The following is an 18203-nucleotide window of genomic DNA, read 5'->3' as shown; positions in this document are numbered from 1 at the left end:
CGGCTACGCACGTACCAGCGTGAGATAGCGCGGCGTGCGGCCTTCGCGGAACGCCTTCGCCTCGTAGCGCGTCCCGGGCCAGCCCTCCCACGGCGTCGCGCTGTCCTCGCCCATCGCGAACGCGGGATGAGCCGCCGCGTGGGCGCGGGTCCAGGCGACGTAGGAGGGGATGTCGGAGGCGAACCGCACCACTCCGCCCGGCGCCAGCACGCGGGCGAGCCGGTCGAGCCCGTCGACGGAGACGAAGCGGCGCTTCCAATGCTTCTTCTTGTGCCAGGGGTCGGGATAGAGGATGTCGACCCGGTCGAGCGCACCGTCGGGCAGCCACTCCAGGACGCGCCGCGCGTCGCCCAGATAGAGGCGCACGTTCGCGAGGCCTTCGGCGGCGACATCGCGCACCGCGCGCATCATGCCGCTTTCGAACGGCTCCACCCCGATGAGCCCGACATCGGGAGCGCTGCGGGCGTGGTGGACGAGGTGCTCGCCGCCGCCGAAGCCGACCTCGAGGCGCACGGCCCCGACCGGGACCTCGAAGTGGCGCACGAGCGGCGCCGCGGGGGCCTCGAGATCGAGCGCGTAGCGATCGTAGGTGGGGTCGATGGTGTGGCCGTGCACGCGGCGACGGCCATAGAGGCCGTCGACCGGCGCCTTCAGCGCGATGCGCGGCGCGAGCGTCTTCTCGAAGTTGACGCGGCGGAAGCCGTCGCCCGTCACGCGCCCGGTCTCGCGATAGCCGAGGCGCGGATAGAGGGCGAGGTTCGCCGCCATCTTGACGTTGGTGTAGAGCGTCACGCGGCCGGCGCCGGCGGCGCGGATCTCCGTCTCGGCGGCCTCGATCAGGCGCGGTCCGATGCCCCTGCCCTGGCGATCCGGCGCGACGGCGACGGTATCGATCAGCGCCGGCGCCTCGCCCTCGAGGTCGAACACGATGACGCCGACGACGCCACCGCCCTCGCTCGCGGCATCGCTTGCGACGAGGACGCGCCGCGACCGCAGGGCCGCGGCGAGGTCCAGGTCCATCGGCATCGGTCGGCGACCGATGAGCGGGATGTAGACGGAGAAGGCCGCCTCGATGATGGCGGCGCAGGCCGGGAGGTCCGCCGCGCGGGCCTCCCGGATCGCGACGGCGTCAGGCGAGCCGCGAAAGTTCCTCGGCGAGATCGGTCTTCTCCCACGAGAAGCCACCGTCGGCGTCCGGCTCGCGGCCGAAGTGCCCGTAGGCGGCGGTACGCTGGTAGATGGGCTTGTTGAGTTCCAGCTTCTCGCGAATGCCGCGCGGCGACAAGTCCATCGCCTTGCGGATCGCGGTCTCGATGGCCTCGTCGTCGATCTTGCCGGTGCCGTGGGTGTCCACGTAGACGGACAGCGGCTGCGACACGCCGATGGCGTAGGCGAGCTGGATGGTGCAGCGCTCGGCGAGGTCGGCCGCCACCACGTTCTTGGCGAGGTAGCGTCCGGCGTAGGCCGCCGAGCGGTCCACCTTCGTGGGATCCTTGCCGGAGAAGGCGCCGCCGCCGTGGGGCGCCGCACCGCCGTAGGTGTCGACGATGATCTTACGACCGGTGAGGCCGCAGTCCCCGTCTGGGCCGCCGATCACGAACTTGCCGGTGGGGTTGACGTACCAGACGGTGTCCTCGGAGATCCAGTCCGCCGGCATGACCTCGCGGATATAGGGCTCCACTACCGCGCGCACGTCGTCGGAGGTCATCGCCTCGTCGAGATGCTGGGTCGACAGCACGATGGAGCTGCAGGCGACCGGCATGCGGTTCTCGTAGCGCAGCGTGACCTGGCTCTTGGCGTCCGGACCGAGGGTCGGTTCAGCGCCGCTCTTGCGGGCCTTCGCGAGCGTCTTCAGGATTTCGTGGCTGTAGTGGATCGGCGCGGGCATCAGCACCGGGGTCTCGCGGCAGGCATAGCCGAACATGATGCCCTGGTCGCCGGCACCCTCGTCCTTGTTGCCGGCGGCGTCGACGCCCTGGGCAATGTGGGCGGACTGGGCGTGCAGGTAGATCGACACGTCCGCCGTCTGCCAGTGGAAGCCGTCCTGCTCGTAGCCGATGTCACGGATGCAATCGCGGGCAATCGCCTCGATTTTCTCCGGGGTGATCGAATCCGGCCCACGGGTCTCGCCGGCGATCACAACGCGGTTCGTGGTCGCGAGAGTCTCGCAGGCGACACGCGCTTCGGGCATCTCGGTGAGGAACGCATCGACGACCGCATCGGAAATGCGATCGCACACCTTGTCGGGGTGACCTTCGGAAACGGATTCGCTGGAGAAAAGGTAGGATTGCCGGGCCAAATTGCTAACTTTCTTGGCAGGGCGGACCGGTCAACGCCGCCAGATGGGTGGTTGCGGGGCTGACCGCAGCCCCGATCTAACTCACACGCCCGGCTCCTCGCAGTAGGGACCGGACGGCTCACTCTTCAACCAAAAGCGCTGGGGGAGGTCAACAAGTTGGCGCCGACTCATATCAAAATCTTTATATCGGCATGCCTTTCTGTGCTCGCTCCGCAGGCAGCGGTGCCCGCGAAGCGGCCGCTCCCCTGCCCTTCGTGCCTCGCAAGGGGTGCATGTGACATTTGAACCGGTGCCCGCCGGACGACGGACACGGACCGCGGCGACACTCCGCGTCGATGGCCTTTTGGCGGCGAGACCGGTGGTGGTCTCAGTGGCGATGGGCGTCGGCGAGGGTCTCCACCAGGTCGATGATCCGCCGGCGGATGCGTGCATCGTCGATCCGGCTGAAGGCGCGGGCGAGCTCGTGCGCCTCGTTGGCCGGGGCGCGGGGCACGGCGAAGGCGGAACCGGCATCCTCGGCGAAGCCGGAGGCGCGGGCGACGCCCGCGAGCCCATCGTCGGCCGGCTGTCGGGCGTCCTCGAAGAAGAAGGCCACCGGCACGTCGAGGATCTGCGAGATCTCCTGCAGCCGGCTCGCGCCGATGCGGTTCGCACCCTTCTCGTATTTCTGAACCTGCTGGAAGGTCACCCCAAGCTGATCGCCGAGCTTTTCCTGGGTCATGCCCAGCATGGTGCGCCGCAGCTTCAGGCGGCTGCCCACATGAACATCGATCGGGTTGGGCTGTTTCCGGGGCGCCATCGTATCACACTGTTCCATGACTCTTGCCTCACTCAAACGCGAACTACTGGGTTCACACACAGCCTGTGGGTTCAACCTTCGGCTGGGGTGCCGTTCCTTTCGGATTGCGTGAGGACAACCCGGCCATACCCCATTTAGTTGCGCACGAACAAGTTAAAAGTGTTTTGGTGAAAATGCAAACCCCGACGTGGATCATTCCACGTGATGATCGCTTCAACCTTTCATGGCGCCTCTTCGGCGGCGAGCCGCCGCCGCGGCACCCGCCCCCGCCGCGACGAGAATGAGCCCGAACAGCGGCGCGTCGCCGAGGCGGCGATAGAGCGTTGACCGGGGTGCGGGAAGGCCGGTGTCGATCACCCCGACGGCGTCGAGCGCGAGGCGGCCCACGAAGCGCCCCTCCGGATCGATGACGGCCGAGATCCCGTTATTCGCCGCGCGCACCACCGGGAGGCCGTCCTCCACCGCGCGCACCTGCGCGTGGCGCAGATGCTGACGCGGCCCGGGCGTGTCGCCGAACCAGGCATCGTTGGTCACGTTGACGATCCAGCGCGCGTCGGCGATTTCGGGATGGGGGAAGATCACCTCGTAGCAGATCAGCGGAAGGGCCGGCGCCAAACCCGGAATATCAATGGGTTGACGGTCCGTTCCGGCGTCGAAGGCGGCCACCGCCTCGGTGATCTGGCGCAGTCCGATCGCCGACAGCACTCCCTTGAGCGGCAGATATTCGCCGAACGGCACAAGGTGATTCTTATCGTAGCGGGCAAGGGGTGCGCCGTCGCTACCGACGAGGATCAGGCTGTTGGTGGCGCGCCGTCCGTCGGCCGTCGCCTCGAGCTCGACGGCGCCGGCGAGAAGCATCGCGCCGCCGCCGAGCGCCGCCGCGAGGTCGAGCTGTTCCACGCTCGGCGTGCGGTAGATGAAGGGAAAGGCGGTCTCCGGCCAGATCACGACGTCGACCGCCGCCCCGTCGCCGGTCGGCGAGGCGGTGAGATCGAGCAGACGGCGCCAGATGGCCGCGCTCTCGGCGGGATCCCACTTGTGGGCCTGCGGAACGGAGGGTTGCACCACCCGCACGCGCGGCTGGGTTGCGTCGATCGACGGCGCGCGCGCCAGACGTGCGCTGCCATAGGCGGCGAGCGCCACCACCACGGCGACCACGGGTAGCGCCAGCCATCGGCTTCCGCGCGCGATCAGCGCCACGGGGGACGCGCCGAGGAGAACCGCGACGAAGGAGAGGCCGTTGAGCCCCACGACGGCCGCCCCTTGCAGCGCCACCGACGAGCCGGTGAGCTGCAGCCCGGCCGCATTCCAGGGAAAGCCCGTCAGCACCACGCCCCGCAGCCACTCGGTGGCGGCGAGGGCGACAGCGAGGCCCACCACGCGCCAGGCCGGCGACGGCGGCGCCAGCCCCATCGCCACCGCCGCGAGGGCGTGCAACGGGGCGAGGAGCAGCGGCAGCCCCACCACGGCGAGCGGCAGCAGGGCGCCGAAGGTGTCGGCGTCGACGAGGAAGGCGGCCCCCACCCACCAGAGGCCCGCGAGGTGATAGCCGAAGCCGAAGGCGGCACCGAGCACGGCGCGCGCCAGGACCGGTCGGCGCGCGCCGTCGGCAGCGTCGAGAAGCAGGAGGAACGGCGTGTAGCCGAGGATCGCCGGCACGAAATCGACCGGCGGCAGCGCCAGCGCCACGACGGCGCCCGACAGCACCGCGGCCACCGGGCGGGCGACGGCCCGCCCCCTCACGAGCATGCGGGCGACGGCCCGCCCCCTCATGCGCATGCGGGCGACGGTCGGCCACCTCATTCGCATGCGGGAGATCGCGGCGGGCGCGGTGCGACGCTAGAGGGCCGCGCCGCCCTTCGCCTCGTCGTCGCGATGGATGACCACCTTGACGCGCTTGATGCGGCGCGGATCGGCATCGAGCACCTCGAACTCGAAGCCCGGCAGCTCCGGCGAGGTGACGATCTCGCCCCGCACCGGCACGCGGCCGAGGATCGCAAAGACGATGCCGCCGAGCGTGTCGACGTCCTCCAGCAGCTCCTCGTCGGGGAAGGTGACGCCGGCTTCCGTCTCGAAGTCGTCCACCGCCACGCGGGCATCGGCATACCACACCCCGTCGTCGCCCGCCGTCATGGTCGGGTCGTCGGGCCAGTCGTACTCGTCCTCGATGTCGCCGACCACCGTCTCGATGAGGTCTTCCAAGGAGACGAGACCATCGGTCCCGCCATACTCGTCGACCACGAGGGCGAGCTGGATGCGGTTCGCCTGCATCCGCACCATCAGGTCCATTGCCGCCATCGAGGGTGGCACGAAGAGCACCTGGCGGATGATCTTCATGTCCGCGAGCGGGCGGGAGAGGTCCACGGCCCCGAAATTCAGCCCGTCCTCGGCGGCCGCCTCCTCGGCGACGCGGATCATCACGTCCTTGGCGTGGACGAAGCCCACCGGGTCGTCGAGCGTCTCGCGATAGACGGGCAGGCGAGAGTGGCCGGCCTTGCGGAACGTCTTCAGCAGATCGCCGAGGGTGATCGTCTCCGGCACCGCGTCGATGTCGGCGCGGGGGATCATCACGTCGAGAATGCGCACGTCGCGCAGGGCGAGGATGTTCTGGAGGAGGCGGCGCTCCTCCGCGGAGAAGATGGTGTCCTCTCCATTGTCCTCGGCGAGCGCCTGGGCGAGGTTTTCTCTCAGACCTTCGGTGGGCCGAAGGCCGAAAACGGTCAGAACGCGGTCGAACCAGCCTTCTTCACCGTCGGATTTGTGTGCGGCGACCGTGCCATTGTGCACAGTCGCGCGGGGACTATCTGTGTCGGCCATCTGTCCTTTTCAGCGCCGATAGAACGGACGCTCTCTCAACTCCCCTCGTAGGGGTCGGCAATGCCGAGCCCCTTCAAAATACTCACCTCGGTCCGCTCCATCTCCGCCCGGTCCGTCTCGATCTCGTGATCGTAGCCGAGCAGATGGAGGACGCCGTGCAACGTCAAATGGGTGGCGTGGTCGGCAATTGGAATGCCCCTTTCGCCGGCTTCGTTCGCCACGGTGTCGAATGCCAGAATCACGCCACCGAGGAAGCACGGCTCGTCCCCCTCGCACGGCTCGCCGGAGGGAAATGCGAGCACGTTGGTGGGGCGGGGCTTGTGGCGATAGCGGCCGTTGAGCGCCGTCACCTCGGCGTCGTCGGCATAGAGGATATCGAGGGACGCGACACCCTCCGGCGCGGCGATCGACCCGGCCACCGCCGTCAGCACCCGGTCGGCGATGGCGACGGGGTCGACGGCGCTCCAACGCGGATCAGCGACGCGGACGGACGCCGGCATCGACTGCGGCCCCGCCGTCACGTCCTCATCGAGCGTCGGGGTCATCCCCATCATCCTGCGAATTTGTTTCCGCATCATAAGCGGCGACGATCCGAGCGACAAGCTCGTGCCGCACCACGTCCTCGCCGCGGAAGCGGATCTGCGAGATGCCCTCCACACCTTTGAGAATGCCGAGCGCTTCGCGCAGCCCCGAGACCACACCGCGCGGCAGATCCACCTGCGAGGGGTCGCCCGTCACGATCATGCGCGAGCCCTCGCCGAGACGCGTCAGAAACATCTTCATCTGCATCTGGGTGGTGTTCTGCGCCTCGTCGAGGATCGCGACGGCGTTGTTGAGGGTGCGGCCGCGCATGAAGGCGAGCGGCGCCACCTCGATCACCCCTTGCTGCAGCCAGCGGTCCACCTTGTCGGGCGGCAGCATCTCGTAGAGAGCGTCGTAGAGGGGGCGCAGATAGGGGTCGACCTTTTCCTTCATGTCGCCCGGCAGGAAGCCGAGCCGTTCGCCCGCCTCCACCGCCGGCCGCGACAGGATGATGCGGTCCACCATCCCGCGCTCCAGGCACTGGGCGGCGTAGGCGACGGCGAGGAAGGTCTTGCCGGTGCCCGCCGGACCCACGCCGAACACCAGCTCGTGCGCCTCCATCGCCCGGATGTAGCCGTTCTGGGTGGGCGAGCGGGCCTGCACGGTGCGCTTGCGGGTGGCGATCTGGGCCACCGACTGGGGCCGGTCGATCGAGGGCAGCGAAAGCTGGCGGTCGCGGGCGCGGGCGAGGCGCACCGCCCCTTCCACGTCGGCCTTCTGGATCTCGTGACCCTTCTTGAGGCGGCCGTAGAGATGCTGGAGGGCGATGCGCGCCTGTGCGCAGGCCTCCTCCGAGCCGGTTATCGCGACCTCGTTGCCGCGGGCCACGGCATGGACGTCGAGCTTGTTCTCGAGCGTCGCGAGGTGCTGGTCGAACTGGCCGAACAGCTCGCTCGCGAGGCGGTTGTCGTCGAAGGCGAGCGCGACGGTCTCGCTCTCCGTCGACGCGACGCTCAAGCGGCCTCACTCCGTGCGGGTGGCGCGCCCGTCTCCGGCGCGTCGGCCCGAACGCCGAACAGGCTGTTGCCCTCTTGGGCGGTGATTGCGACGGTCACAATATCTCCGATCACGCCGGCATCGGCCGGGATGTGGACGGGTTGAAGATAGGGCGAACGGCCGACGAGCTGCCCCTCCCGCTTGCCGGCCTTTTCGAGGAGCACCGGAAGGGTGCGCCCGACGCAGGCGCGGTTGAAGCCACGCTGCTGCTCGGCGATGAGGCCCTGCAGCCGCTGCAGCCGCTCCGACTTCTCGGCTTCCGCCACCTGGTCGGTGCGCTCGGCCGCGGGCGTGCCGGGGCGCGGCGAATATTTGAACGAATAGGCCGAGGCGTAGCCGACGGTGCGCACGATCTCCATCGTCGCCTCGAAGTCGTCCGCGCTCTCGCCGGGAAAGCCCACGATGAAGTCACCCGAGAGGGCGATGTCGGGCCGCGCGGCGCGAATCCTCTCGATCAGCTCCACGTAGGCGGCGGCGGTGTGCTTGCGGTTCATCGCCTTCAGCGTCCGGTCGGCGCCCGCCTGCACCGGCAGGTGCAGATAAGGCATCAGCTTCTCCTGATCGCGATGGGCGGCGATCAGATCCTCGCCCATGTCGTTCGGGTGGCTGGTGGTGAAGCGGATGCGGGCGAGCCCGTCGATCGTGGCGAGACGGTCGACGAGGTCGGCAAGGCTCGCCGCCCTCCCCTTGTCCTCGCCGTGATAGGCGTTGACGTTCTGGCCGAGCAGCGTGATCTCGCGCACCCCGGCATCGACCAGCGCCTTCGCCTCGTCGAGGATCTGCGCGACGGGCCGCGACACCTCCGCTCCGCGGGTATAGGGCACCACGCAGAAGGCGCAGAACTTGTCGCAGCCCTCCTGCACGGTGAGGAAGGCGGTGACGCCGCGCGCGGTGATCGCCCGCCGGGTGGGGCGCGCGAGGTGATCGAACTTGTCCTCGGCGGGAAAGTCGGTGTCGACGGGCTTGGCGCCGGCCTCCGCCTCGCGGATCAGCCCCGGCAGGCGGTGGTAGGACTGCGGCCCCACCACGAAGTCGACGCGCGGCTGGCGGCGGATGATCTCCTCCCCCTCCGCCTGGGCGACGCAGCCGGCGACGCCGACGAGCGTGGGTGCGCCCGAGGCCCCCCGCGCGCCCTTCCAGCGACCGAGCTCGGAATAGACCTTTTCCGCCGCCTTCTCGCGGATATGGCAGGTGTTGAGGATGACGAGGTCCGCACCGTCCGCCTCGTCCACCACCGCGTAGCCCTCGGCGCGCAGCTGATCGGCCATGCGCGTGGCGTCGTAGACGTTCATCTGACAGCCGTAGCTCTTGATGAAGGCGCGCTTGTTCATCTCGTTCCCTCTACGCCGCCTCCGTCTCGTCCGCGTGACGCTCCTGCGCGGGCCCCGCCCCCTTCGGCGAGCGCGTCAGGCGGCCTGCGGTCGCCTCGCCCACGAGGCGGCGCACCGCCGTTTCGGCATCGCGCGCAACGCGCTTGCGGTCGGCCCCCTCGCCAAAGGCGAGCGGCTCGCCGAACGCGACGTCGACGTCGATCTCTCCGTGTTTCAGAACCCACCACAGGTGGGATGCCATCTCCATGTCGCCGTACCACGCGACACGCGGCTTGTGGAACCGCCCGATGGGCAGGCCGTGGAGCTGAGTATAGTTGATGGCGAGCGGCTGTACCGTCACCGAGCCGCCGACGCTCTCGATCGCCCGTGCCGCACCGCCCACGAGGGCCGTGCGGAAGGGGAGCACGTGGATGCCGTTCGAGGAGGTCCCCTCGCCGAACAGCACCAGGACGTCGCCCGCCTTCAGCCGGTCGGCGATCTGCTCGGCGACGCTGCCGGTCTTCGCCCGCTTCTCCCGCTCCACGAACACCGAGCGCTGCAGCTTGGCGAAGAGGCCGAAGATCGGCCAGCTCGCGACCTCGGCCTTGGAGATGAAGGAGAGCGGCATCACCGATCCGAGCACGGTGATGTCGAGCCAGGAGACGTGGTTGGAGACCACCAGCAGGGGTCGCGTGTCGGCCACCTTGCCGTGGACGTGGACGCGAATGCCGAGGATGCGCACGGCGCAGCGGTGCCACAGGAGAGGCAGCCGCCGCATCGCCGACGTCCACTTCAGCCCCATTGCGATGAACTGAAGCGGGATCAGGATCACCGACACCAGCGCCAGGGCGATGATGGAAAGGATGGCGCGGAACGTCGTCATCGGCGCCCTCCGGCGGGCGGGCAGGACGCGGCGCGCCCGGGGGAAGGGGCGGCGCTAGACACGGTTCAGGGCTTTGGGCTGCTGCATCGCAAGGCGCATGGTGAGGGCCTTCTGGCGGGTGGTGGCGGAGCCGTTGGCATAGTAGTCCGGCCGCTCGCCCACGGTCTCGAAGCCGACGCTGCGGTAGAGGGCGAGGGCCGCGTCGTTGCTCGGGTCGACCTCCAGGAACACGGCGCCGACGCGCTCGGCGTAGAGGTGGCGCAGCGCCGCTTCGAGCAGCAGCCGGCCGATGCCGGAGCGGCGGTTGCGGGGGTGGACGGCCATCGTCAGCACCTCGCCCTCGTCGGCGGCGCGGCGCACGGTGATGAAACCGATCGGCCGCCGGCTCGACATGGCGCTGCCGCGGCGTGCGACGAAGGTGATCACCCCCGGCGTCTCGTTGAGCGCGGCCTGCTCGTCGGCCGACCACGGGGCGATGAACGAGGCCGCGTGAATCTCCTCCAGCGTGTCGTAGTCCGCCGGGCGAACGGGATCGACGGTCTTGGGAACCTGAAGCCAGCCGATCACTGAGGGTCCGTTTGCAGTCTCATGGGCGCAGTTGGCCACAATGCTCAAGCGCGCGCCAGCGCTTTGTGGCGTTGCGGAGCGGCATCCACCGCCGCGAGGTAGGCGGCGCGCAAGCCCCGCTCCCCCGGCGCGGCGGCCGCTGCGGCGAGGATCGCCGGGTCGAGCCGCTCCACGACGAGGCGGCCGCCGAGCGCCGCCACCGCGCTCGCGGGGCCGGCGAGATCCGCCGCCGCGGCCGCCGCCATCTCGCGCGCCGCCGCCACCGGCATCCGCCCCATCTCGCCCTCGAGCACGCCGTCGCCGAAGAGGCCGGCGAACACCGCGCCGTGGCGCGCGTCGACCGCCGCCACGACACGCCCGCCATCGGCACCCGCCGCCTGGCGGGCGATCACCTCGAGCGTCGTAACGCCGGCCGCGGGGATCTTCAGCGCGAAGGCGAGCCCCTTGGCGTAGGCGATCCCGACGCGCACGCCGGTGAAGGAGCCCGGCCCCACCGTCACCGCCACCCGCGTGATGTCGGCCATGGCGCAGCCCGCCGCCGCGAGGGCCGCGTCGGCGTGGGCGACGATCGCCTCGGCGTCGCCCTTCGCGGGCGCCATCGAGGCGCCGAGAATGGTGCCGTCCGCGCCGACCAGCGCCGCCTGAGCATGGTCGAGCGCCGTGTCGAGCGCGAGGGTGACCATCAGGCGACCGGGCGAACCTCCTGCACCTCGGGAATGAAGTGACGCAGAAGGTTCTGAATGCCCATCTGCAGCGTCATCGTGGAGGACGGGCAGCCGGCGCAGGCGCCGCGCATCGCGAGATGCACCACCCCGTCGCGGTAGGCGCGGAAGATGATGTCGCCGCCATCGCCCGCGACCGCCGGGCGCACCCGCTCGTCGAGGATCTCCTTGATCATCGCGACGGTCGCCGCGTCCTCCTCGGCGAAATCCTCGCCCTCGGGGAGCGCGGCGGCGGCATCGGGATCCTCCACCACGCTCTCGCCGGAGAGGTAGTGCTCCATGATCGCGCCGAGCACCGCCGGCTTCAGATGCTGCCAGGGCGTGTCGTCCTTGGAGACGGAAATGAAGTCGTTGCCGAGGAATACCCCGGTCACCCCGTCGACCGCGAAGAGGCGCCGCGCGAGCGGCGAGGCGGCCGCCTCGTCGGCGTTCGGATAATCGACCACACCTTCGGCCAGCACCGTCTGCCCCGGCAGGAACTTCAGGGTATCGGGGTTGGGGGTGGATTCGGTCTGGATGAACATTCGCTGATCTCCCCAGGCAGTTCAAAGCTGCCGCGAAGTGGACTTCTTCCAAATAAGCCGCAGCGCGTCCGGCAACAACCGCTGTCTCGTCGCAAGATGTGGGTAGCCCCCTCCGTGACGCCGGCTTTGTCGGCGGGGCGGGGCCTGCTATCGCGGCGGAGCCCGCCGGAGCGTCCCATGGACCGACCGCCCCTTTCCCGCGCCGCGCCGCTGCGTGCGATCGCTCTCCTCGCCGTCCTCGCCGCCGCGATGCTGTGGGGCACCATCGGCACGCTGCAGGCGCTGATGCCGCCGGGGCGCGATCCGCTCATCGTCGCGAGCCTACGCCTGACGCTGGGGGCGGCGACGCTCGGTGCCCTCGCCCTCCTCGCCCCGCCCGCGCGCCGCGCCCTCCTCCGCCTGCCGCGCGGTGGCATCCTCCTCGCCGGCGCCGCGATGGGGATCTACAACATGATCTTCTTCGTCGCCGTCGGCCTCGCCGGGGTGGGCATCGCGACGGCGCTCGCGATCGGCAGCGCCCCCGTCTGGGTGAGCCTCTACGAGCACACCCGCTACGGCGTCCGCCCCACCCGCGCGCGCCTCGCCGGACAGGCCGCCTCGATCGCCGGCGCCGTGCTCCTCGCCGCCGCGGGCCGCGCTCTCGACGCCTCGCTTACCGGCATCCTGATGGCGCTCGGGGCGGGCTCGCTCTACGCGACCTACTCGCTGGCGACGAGCCGTCTCGCGACACGCGCGCCTTCGGGCGCGGTCGCCGCCGCCACCTTCGCCGTCGCCGCGGTCGTGGTGGCGCCGGTCTGGCTCGTGGCCGACGCGGCGTGGATCACTGCGCCGGGGGCCTGGCCCAAGCTCCTCGCCCTCGGCATCGTCTCCACCGGCCTCGCCTACGCCCTCTACACCTTCGGCCTCACCGTGGTCGCGGCCTCCACGGCGGTGACCCTGTCGCTCGCCGAGCCGCTGACGGCCTGGCTCCTGGCGACCGTCGTGGTGGGCGAGCCGCTCACCCTCACGAAGGCCGTCGGCGCGATCCTCGTGTTCGCCGGCCTCGCCGTCACGACGCTCACGAGCGCCCGCGGCGGAACGCAGAGCGATCCCCCGAATTGACCCTCAATCTGGCTCGAAGGGTCACGCCCATGCCCAACCCCGCCCCCGGCTTCCGCGCCCGGCCCGACCACAAGGTCCTCGTCGACAGCGGCCCCGACGCCGTGACGGTGCGCTACGGCGACGCCATCGTCGCCGCGAGCACCGCCGGCCTCGTCGTGCGCGAAGACGGCTATCCGGCCCGCGCCTATGTCCCGCGCGACGACGTCGACGTTCAGCTCATCCCGTCCGAGCACACCACCTACTGCCCGTTCAAAGGCCGGACGGTCTATTTCCACGTGACTGTGGCGGGCACGCGCCTCGCCGACGCCGCCTGGAGCTACCCCGAGCCCTACGACGAGATGGAGAGGATCGCCGGCCACGTCGCCTTCGACGACCGCTTCGAGATCGCGATCGGCTGAGTCCCTCGATCCGCAGGCCCCGCCTTCAGGGAAGGCGCACGTCCACGAACACCAGATGGTGGTCGGACGTCGCGTTGAGGCGGGCGAGCGGATCGCCGGTAGCGGGCCAGAACACACCGGAGCCCGTCACCTCCAGCCCCGCGGTCGGCAGCACGTAGTCGACGCGCATGCCACCGTTGAAGTCGGCGGTGATGTCGCCGTTCGCCGACGTCGGCACCACGTCCTGGATCCGAGGATCGTCGATGAGCCGCGCGATGGCGCCGGGGCGGGCGTCGCCGCGCGTCGGATCGGCGTTGAGGTCGCCCAGCACCACGGCATGCGCCGGACGCGCGCCGAGCGCCCCCTCGTCCGGCACGACGTAGGCCGGCAACTCCCCCGGCAGGAGATCGACGAGGAGGCGAATCTCGTCGGCGTTGCGCCGGCCGTTCCAGTCGATGTCGGGGTCGTCGAACACCGGCGGCGTCGGGTGCGCGGCGAGGAGGAGGATCGGCCCCCGCGCCGTCTCCACGGTCACCGCGAGATGCGTCTTCGACGAGAGGGGCAGCACCGCCTGTGCCGCCTCCGAGTAGTGGGAGAGCGGCATCAGGCCGTCCGGCACGTCGCGCCACAGGAGGTTGCGGAAGGTCGCCGCCCCGCCGAGCGGCAGGCGCGACAGCACCGCGAACGCATATTGGCCGGGATGGCGTCCGAAGCCCTTGGCGTCGCTCGGCCCGCCCGCCACGCCGTCCCCGTCGAGATCGACGCCGGAGGGTTCGCCGGTGTTGCTCTCGGGAAAGAGCGCGTGGGGGTAGGCGATGGGCGCCGCCCCACCCTGCGGCCGGGCGAGATATTCGTCGCGGAAGAGGGCGAGGGAGCGGCCCGCCGCGTCGCGGTCGAGCTCCTGCAGGACGAGAATGTCGGGCCGCACGCGCTGGATCACCTCGGCGACGTCGCGCGCCGCGGCGTCGCCGCCGCCCGACAGACGCTCGAGGAGGCCGCCCGGCCGATCCTCGGTGAGCGCGGCGTTGAAGGTGGCGAAGCGGATCGCCCCTTCGGCTGCCGGCAGCGGGTCCGCGGCGGCCGCACCACCCACTGCGACGACGGCCGCGCCGCTCGCCGTCACCAGCGCCACCAGACGTCTCCACCATCGCCGTCGCCGCATCGGACCGTCCCCCCGGCCCGTTTCAATCAGCTTCCGACGACCGAGAAATGACGCTTCTTCTCGAAGACCTTGAGCACGGCGGCAAGGTCGTGCCCCCGCTTCAGGATCTGCCCCTGCGCCGAGACGACGGCGTAGGCCCCCTGGCGCCGCTGGTTCTTCGGCGTCTTCGTGACGCGGTACATCGGCACCTCGCCCATGCGGCGATAGATCGAGAAGACCGCCTCCTCGCGGCCGTGATCGAGGGCGTAGTCGCGCCACTCTCCGGCCGCCACCATGCGGCCGTAAACCTTTAGAATTTCAGACAGTTCGGTACGGTGGAACGCCACCAAGGGTGGTGCCGGCCGGTGCGCCGGCGCGTTCTGGTTCGCGGCGGTTTCGCTTGCCCGGGGGCGCAGCGGAACCACCGGACTTATCTCCTCACCATCGGCCATAGCCGCCCCTTCCATCATTAGCCGTCAAACCCTGAAGCGTTCCGCGCTTCGGCGCAATCCTCTTGATCAGAGGCGCCCGTCTGCGCATTTGTGCCGCAGGTTTCCAACAATGCGACCATGGACGATGACCACCCAAACCGCTGAAACGCGCCCCTTCGAGGCCGACGTCGCCCGCCTTCTCCACCTGATGGTGCACTCGGTCTATTCCACCCCGGACGTCTTTTTGCGCGAGCTCATCTCCAACGCGGCGGACGCCTGCGAAAAGCTGCGCCAGAAGGGGCTGACCGATCCCGCCCTTCTCGGCGACGATCCGTCGCTGAAGATCGCCATCGCCGTCGATCCGGAAGCCAAGCGTCTGACGATCTCCGACAACGGCATCGGCATGACGCGCGAGGAGCTGATCGAGAATCTCGGCACCATGGCCCGCTCCGGCACCGAGAAATTCCGCCAGGCGCTGGAGGAGAAGGACCAGGGCAAGGCGCTCATCGGCCAGTTCGGCGTGGGCTTCTACTCCGCCTTCATGGTGGCGAGCGAGGTGCTGGTGGAAAGCCACGCCGCCGGCGAGGGCGAGGCCTGGGCCTGGCGCTCCGACGGCTCGGGCGAGTTCACCATCGAGCCCGCGCGGGACGCGCCGGCGCGCGGTACCCGCGTGACGCTGTCGCTGCGCGATGACCATGCGTCCTACGCCGACGAGGCCACCATCGAGCGTCTCGTGAAGCACCACTCCGCGCACGTGCCGGTGCCGATCACCATCGAGACGATCGGCGACGACGCCCGCCGTGAGCTCGTCGACGGCACCGCCCTCTGGGCAAAGCCCAAGTCGGAGATCAGCGAGGAGGAGTACACCGAGTTCTACCGCTTCACCGCCGGCGCCTTCGACACCCCGGCGCTGACGATCCACACCCATGCGGAAGGCCGGCAGGAATATACCGCCCTCCTCTTCGTGCCGGAGATGGCGCCCTTCGATCTCTTCGACCCCGACCGCAAGGGCCGGGTGAAGCTCTACGTGCGCCGCATCTTCATCACCGACGATGCGCCGGTGATGCCGGCCTATCTGCGGTTCGTGCGCGGCCTCGTCGATTCGGAGGACCTGCCGCTCAACCTCTCGCGCGAGATGCTGCAGACCAACCCGATGCTGGCGCAGATCCGCACCGCGATGACGAAGCGCGTCCTGTCGGAGCTGAAGAAGCTCGCCGACAACACGCCCGAGACCTACGCCAAGGTGTGGGACGCCTTCGGCCCGGTGTTGAAGGAGGGCCTCTACGAGGATGCGGAGCGGCGCGACGAGATCTACGCCCTCTCCCGCTTCACCTCCACCAAGGCGCCCGAGGGCGGCCGCACCCTCGCCGACTACGTCGCCGACATGAAGGAGAACCAGACGGCGATCTTCTACGCCGTGGGCGAGGACAAGGAGCGCCTCGCCGCCTCGCCGCATCTGGAAGGCTTCGCCGCGCGCGACGTGGAGGTGCTGCTTCTGTCCGACCCCGTGGACGCCTTCTGGGTGCGCACCGCGCTCGGCTACGACGGCAAGCCGTTCACCTCGGTCACGCAGGGCTCGGCCGATCTCGACAAGATCGCCCCGGTCTACAAGCCCAACGAGCCCACCCCGGAGCGCGCCAAGGACAGCGACATCGCCACCCTCTCCGCGCTGGTGAAGCAGGCGCTCGAGGAGAAGGTGTCGGAGGTGCGCACCTCCTCCCGCCTCGCGACGAGCCCCGCCTGTCTGGTTGCCCCCGACATGGGCTACGACCGCCAGATGGAGCGCATCGTGTCGCGTCACGGCAAGGGTGGCTTCGGCGCCAAGCCGGTGCTCGAGCTGAACCCGACCCACCCGCTCATCAGGACGCTCGCGGCGAAGGCGGCGACGGGCAGCGAGAGCGCCCACATCGCCGACGCGGCGTGGCTCCTCCTCGGCTCGGCCGAAATACTCGACGGCGAGCCGGTGTCCGACCCGGCCGCCTTCAACAGGCGCCTGGTGGCGGCGATGGGCGCGATGTTCACCGGCCTCGCCCCGAGCGACCACGCCGACACCATCTCCGTCGGCAACAACGCGACGGACGGCGACTGAGCCCAACCACCCGCCCCGCGGGGCGGATGCTGAGGCGCGGACGCCCGCCCGCGCCTCAGATCAGGCCGATGCGCCGGCGGATGGTCTCCTCGCGCAGCGAGACGTCGACGCCCTTGAGATCGGCCGCCGCGTCGGTGGCGAGCCAGGCGACCGCCCGCCCCGCCCATTGCGGGCTGATGTGGCTTTCCCAATCGAGGCGGCTCACGGCATTGACGCCGGATTCGCGAATGGTGCGCTGCATGTCGGTCGCGACCGTGCCCGGGCTCAGCCCCACCACGCGCACGCCGCGGCCGCCATATTCGTCGTGGACGGCGCGGGTCAGCGACAGCACCGCGGCCTTGCTGGCGCAATAGGCGCTCCACCCTTCGAGCACCGCCGTCGCCGCGCCGGAGGAGATGTTGATCACGACGCCCGTGCCGCGCACCGCCATCTCCGGCAGCACCGCGCGCAGGCCGTGATAGACGCCCTTCACGTTGACGTCCAAGAGGCGGTCCCAGGCGTCGGGATCGCTCTCGCCGAGGCGGGCGATGGGCTCGATCACGCCGGCGTTGTTGACGAGGATGTCGACGCCGCCGAGCCGCTCGCGCGCCGTCGCCACCGCGGCGGCGAGCGCGTCGTAGTCGGCGACGTCGGCGGCGAGCGCGATGGCGCGGCCGCCGCCCGCACCGATCCGGGCGGCAACCTCGTCGGCCTGCGTGCGCGCCACCAGGGCGACGGTGGCGCCCTCCGCGGCGAGCGCCTCCGCCGCCGCCGCACCGATCCCTCGGCTCGCCCCGGTCACGATGGCGACCTTCCCCGACAGCGCCCCCATCGCGCCCTCCCTTTCGTTCTCCCTACGGGCCGCCGTCGCGCCTCAGGCGCGGGCGGCGAGGAGCTTTACCGCAAAGCCCCCGAGGACGCCGGCGAGCACGTAGTCCACCGCCCGCGTCGCCCGCGGCGAGCGTCGCAGCAGGCGGGCGAGCGAGCCGGCGCCGAAGATCATCGCCACGATGATCGGCGCCGACACCACCACGAACAGCACGCCGAGCACGAAGAGCTTCACCGTGGCCTCCGGATCGGTGGTGGACACGAACTGCGGCAGGAAGGTGATGAAGAACACGATCACCTTGGGATTGAGGAGGTTGACGAGGAGACCCTTGCGGTAGAGCCGCCACAGCGTCTCGTCCGACCGGCGGGCGTCGAGCTGGAAGGAGGAGCCGTTGCGTAGGGCGTCGACGGCGAGCCACAGGAGGTAGCCCGCGCCGACGATCTTCAGCACCGTGAACGCCGTCGCCGAGGCGACGAGCAACGCCGAGAGGCCGAGTGCCACCATGGTGGTGTGGCAGAGGCATCCGGTGGTGGTGCCGGCGAACACGGCGAGGCCGCCCGCCCGCGAATGGCTCAGCGTCTTCGACAGGAAGAGCGTCATGTCCGGGCCCGGCGTGATGGTGAGCGCGGCCGACGCCAAGGCGAAGCTGAGGAGCACCGCGAGGGAGGGAAGATAGACGCCCATCTTTGAACCTCATGCCACCGTCGACCGATCCGCCGAGCTGCATAGCAGCGCTGCTGCGTGCGTCAATTGATCC

Annotated in this window: 19 protein-coding genes; 3 read left to right on the top strand and 16 right to left on the bottom strand. The window is 70.1% G+C overall.

Annotation, left to right across the window (positions count from 1 at the left end; genetic code table 11):
• Positions 1-3: 3 nt before the first annotated feature.
• The 12 genes from JCR33_RS25535 to JCR33_RS16095 all read right to left on the bottom strand — a co-directional run bounded on the left by JCR33_RS25535 (position 4) and on the right by JCR33_RS16095 (position 11499).
• Positions 4-1020, bottom strand: coding sequence for a GNAT family N-acetyltransferase (locus JCR33_RS25535; protein WP_332461210.1), 1017 nt, complete (start codon positions 1018-1020; stop codon positions 4-6).
• Between the two features lie 109 nt (positions 1021-1129).
• Complete coding sequence (gene metK, locus JCR33_RS16145; protein WP_198883141.1) at positions 1130-2299, bottom strand: methionine adenosyltransferase; 1170 nt, start codon at positions 2297-2299, stop codon at positions 1130-1132.
• A gap of 367 nt (positions 2300-2666) precedes the next feature.
• Positions 2667-3098, bottom strand: coding sequence for a helix-turn-helix domain-containing protein (locus JCR33_RS16140; RefSeq protein ID WP_198883140.1), 432 nt, complete (start codon positions 3096-3098; stop codon positions 2667-2669).
• Positions 3099-3311: 213 nt separating this feature from the next.
• The gene (gene lnt, locus JCR33_RS16135; protein ID WP_198883139.1) at positions 3312-4901 is read right to left on the bottom strand and encodes an apolipoprotein N-acyltransferase; all 1590 of its coding nucleotides are present in this window, start codon (positions 4899-4901) and stop codon (positions 3312-3314) included.
• 36 nt (positions 4902-4937) lie between these two features.
• Positions 4938-5915, bottom strand: coding sequence for a hemolysin family protein (locus JCR33_RS16130; protein WP_198883138.1), 978 nt, complete (start codon positions 5913-5915; stop codon positions 4938-4940).
• 35 nt (positions 5916-5950) lie between these two features.
• The gene (gene ybeY, locus JCR33_RS16125; RefSeq protein WP_198883137.1) at positions 5951-6460 is read right to left on the bottom strand and encodes an rRNA maturation RNase YbeY; all 510 of its coding nucleotides are present in this window, start codon (positions 6458-6460) and stop codon (positions 5951-5953) included.
• Positions 6441-7454 (bottom strand): PhoH family protein, encoded by a 1014-nt coding sequence (locus JCR33_RS16120; RefSeq protein ID WP_198883136.1) that lies wholly within the window; start codon positions 7452-7454, stop codon positions 6441-6443. Before JCR33_RS16120 ends, ybeY begins: the two co-directional genes overlap by 20 nt.
• Complete coding sequence (gene miaB, locus JCR33_RS16115) at positions 7451-8824, bottom strand: tRNA (N6-isopentenyl adenosine(37)-C2)-methylthiotransferase MiaB (protein ID WP_198883135.1); 1374 nt, start codon at positions 8822-8824, stop codon at positions 7451-7453. Before miaB ends, JCR33_RS16120 begins: the two co-directional genes overlap by 4 nt.
• Before the next feature lie 10 nt (positions 8825-8834).
• Positions 8835-9686 (bottom strand): lysophospholipid acyltransferase family protein, encoded by an 852-nt coding sequence (locus JCR33_RS16110; protein WP_211110346.1) that lies wholly within the window; start codon positions 9684-9686, stop codon positions 8835-8837.
• Positions 9687-9740: 54 nt separating this feature from the next.
• On the bottom strand, positions 9741-10253 hold the full coding sequence (rimI, locus tag JCR33_RS16105; RefSeq protein WP_198883134.1) for a ribosomal protein S18-alanine N-acetyltransferase: 513 nt from the start codon (positions 10251-10253) through the stop codon (positions 9741-9743).
• Between the two features lie 44 nt (positions 10254-10297).
• On the bottom strand, positions 10298-10936 hold the full coding sequence (gene tsaB, locus JCR33_RS16100) for a tRNA (adenosine(37)-N6)-threonylcarbamoyltransferase complex dimerization subunit type 1 TsaB (RefSeq protein ID WP_198883133.1): 639 nt from the start codon (positions 10934-10936) through the stop codon (positions 10298-10300).
• A complete protein-coding gene (locus JCR33_RS16095) occupies positions 10936-11499 on the bottom strand; it encodes a NifU family protein (RefSeq protein ID WP_198883132.1) in 564 nt (187 codons plus the stop codon). The genes tsaB and JCR33_RS16095 overlap by 1 nt, the downstream gene beginning before the upstream one ends.
• Positions 11500-11676: 177 nt before the next feature.
• On the opposite strand from JCR33_RS16095, the gene JCR33_RS16090 reads away from it, so the two are divergent.
• Both JCR33_RS16090 and JCR33_RS16085 read left to right on the top strand, forming a co-directional pair.
• Complete coding sequence (locus JCR33_RS16090; RefSeq protein ID WP_198883131.1) at positions 11677-12600, top strand: DMT family transporter; 924 nt, start codon at positions 11677-11679, stop codon at positions 12598-12600.
• 29 nt (positions 12601-12629) lie between these two features.
• Complete coding sequence (locus JCR33_RS16085) at positions 12630-12998, top strand: DUF427 domain-containing protein (protein WP_198883130.1); 369 nt, start codon at positions 12630-12632, stop codon at positions 12996-12998.
• 25 nt (positions 12999-13023) lie between these two features.
• Here JCR33_RS16085 and JCR33_RS16080 read toward each other — a convergent pair whose 3' ends face one another.
• Together JCR33_RS16080 and JCR33_RS16075 are read right to left on the bottom strand one after the other, a co-directional pair.
• Positions 13024-14109: an endonuclease/exonuclease/phosphatase family protein gene (locus JCR33_RS16080; RefSeq protein ID WP_198883129.1), complete on the bottom strand. Its 1086-nt coding sequence runs from the start codon at positions 14107-14109 to the stop codon at positions 13024-13026.
• A 56-nt stretch (positions 14110-14165) separates the two neighbouring features.
• Positions 14166-14570 carry a DUF2794 domain-containing protein gene (locus JCR33_RS16075; RefSeq protein ID WP_198883128.1) on the bottom strand — a complete coding sequence of 135 codons (405 nt, stop codon included), beginning with the start codon at positions 14568-14570 and terminating at the stop codon, positions 14166-14168.
• A 124-nt stretch (positions 14571-14694) separates the two neighbouring features.
• Between JCR33_RS16075 and htpG the strand changes: the two genes are divergently transcribed.
• Positions 14695-16638: a molecular chaperone HtpG gene (gene htpG / locus JCR33_RS16070; RefSeq protein WP_198883127.1), complete on the top strand. Its 1944-nt coding sequence runs from the start codon at positions 14695-14697 to the stop codon at positions 16636-16638.
• Positions 16639-16693: 55 nt separating this feature from the next.
• Here the strand turns inward: htpG and JCR33_RS16065 are convergent, their stop codons facing one another.
• Both JCR33_RS16065 and JCR33_RS16060 read right to left on the bottom strand, forming a co-directional pair.
• Positions 16694-17449 (bottom strand): SDR family NAD(P)-dependent oxidoreductase, encoded by a 756-nt coding sequence (locus tag JCR33_RS16065; RefSeq protein WP_198883126.1) that lies wholly within the window; start codon positions 17447-17449, stop codon positions 16694-16696.
• Positions 17450-17491: 42 nt separating this feature from the next.
• Complete coding sequence (locus JCR33_RS16060; RefSeq protein WP_198883125.1) at positions 17492-18130, bottom strand: LysE family translocator; 639 nt, start codon at positions 18128-18130, stop codon at positions 17492-17494.
• Between the last annotated feature and the right edge of the window lie 73 nt (positions 18131-18203).

Origin of the sequence: Acuticoccus mangrovi (genome assembly GCF_016411865.1) — a bacterium.
In the GTDB taxonomy this organism is placed as follows: Bacteria; Pseudomonadota; Alphaproteobacteria; order Rhizobiales; family Amorphaceae; genus Acuticoccus; species Acuticoccus mangrovi.
This window is presented reverse-complemented; position numbering and strand designations above follow the sequence as displayed.

Coding starts and splice junctions, on each gene's coding strand:
- JCR33_RS25535 (WP_332461210.1), bottom strand. CDS start 1,020: ATGGACCTGGACCTCGCCGCGGCCCTGCGGTCGCGGCGCGTCCTCGTC.
- JCR33_RS16140 (WP_198883140.1), bottom strand. CDS start 3,098: ATGGCGCCCCGGAAACAGCCCAACCCGATCGATGTTCATGTGGGCAGC.
- lnt (WP_198883139.1), bottom strand. CDS start 4,901: ATGAGGTGGCCGACCGTCGCCCGCATGCGCATGAGGGGGCGGGCCGTC.
- JCR33_RS16130 (WP_198883138.1), bottom strand. CDS start 5,915: ATGGCCGACACAGATAGTCCCCGCGCGACTGTGCACAATGGCACGGTC.
- ybeY (WP_198883137.1), bottom strand. CDS start 6,460: ATGACCCCGACGCTCGATGAGGACGTGACGGCGGGGCCGCAGTCGATG.
- miaB (WP_198883135.1), bottom strand. CDS start 8,824: ATGAACAAGCGCGCCTTCATCAAGAGCTACGGCTGTCAGATGAACGTC.
- JCR33_RS16110 (WP_211110346.1), bottom strand. CDS start 9,686: ATGACGACGTTCCGCGCCATCCTTTCCATCATCGCCCTGGCGCTGGTG.
- tsaB (WP_198883133.1), bottom strand. CDS start 10,936: ATGGTCACCCTCGCGCTCGACACGGCGCTCGACCATGCTCAGGCGGCG.
- JCR33_RS16095 (WP_198883132.1), bottom strand. CDS start 11,499: ATGTTCATCCAGACCGAATCCACCCCCAACCCCGATACCCTGAAGTTC.
- JCR33_RS16090 (WP_198883131.1), top strand. CDS start 11,677: ATGGACCGACCGCCCCTTTCCCGCGCCGCGCCGCTGCGTGCGATCGCT.
- JCR33_RS16085 (WP_198883130.1), top strand. CDS start 12,630: ATGCCCAACCCCGCCCCCGGCTTCCGCGCCCGGCCCGACCACAAGGTC.
- JCR33_RS16075 (WP_198883128.1), bottom strand. CDS start 14,570: ATGGCCGATGGTGAGGAGATAAGTCCGGTGGTTCCGCTGCGCCCCCGG.
- htpG (WP_198883127.1), top strand. CDS start 14,695: ATGACCACCCAAACCGCTGAAACGCGCCCCTTCGAGGCCGACGTCGCC.
- JCR33_RS16065 (WP_198883126.1), bottom strand. CDS start 17,449: ATGGGGGCGCTGTCGGGGAAGGTCGCCATCGTGACCGGGGCGAGCCGA.
- JCR33_RS16060 (WP_198883125.1), bottom strand. CDS start 18,130: ATGGGCGTCTATCTTCCCTCCCTCGCGGTGCTCCTCAGCTTCGCCTTG.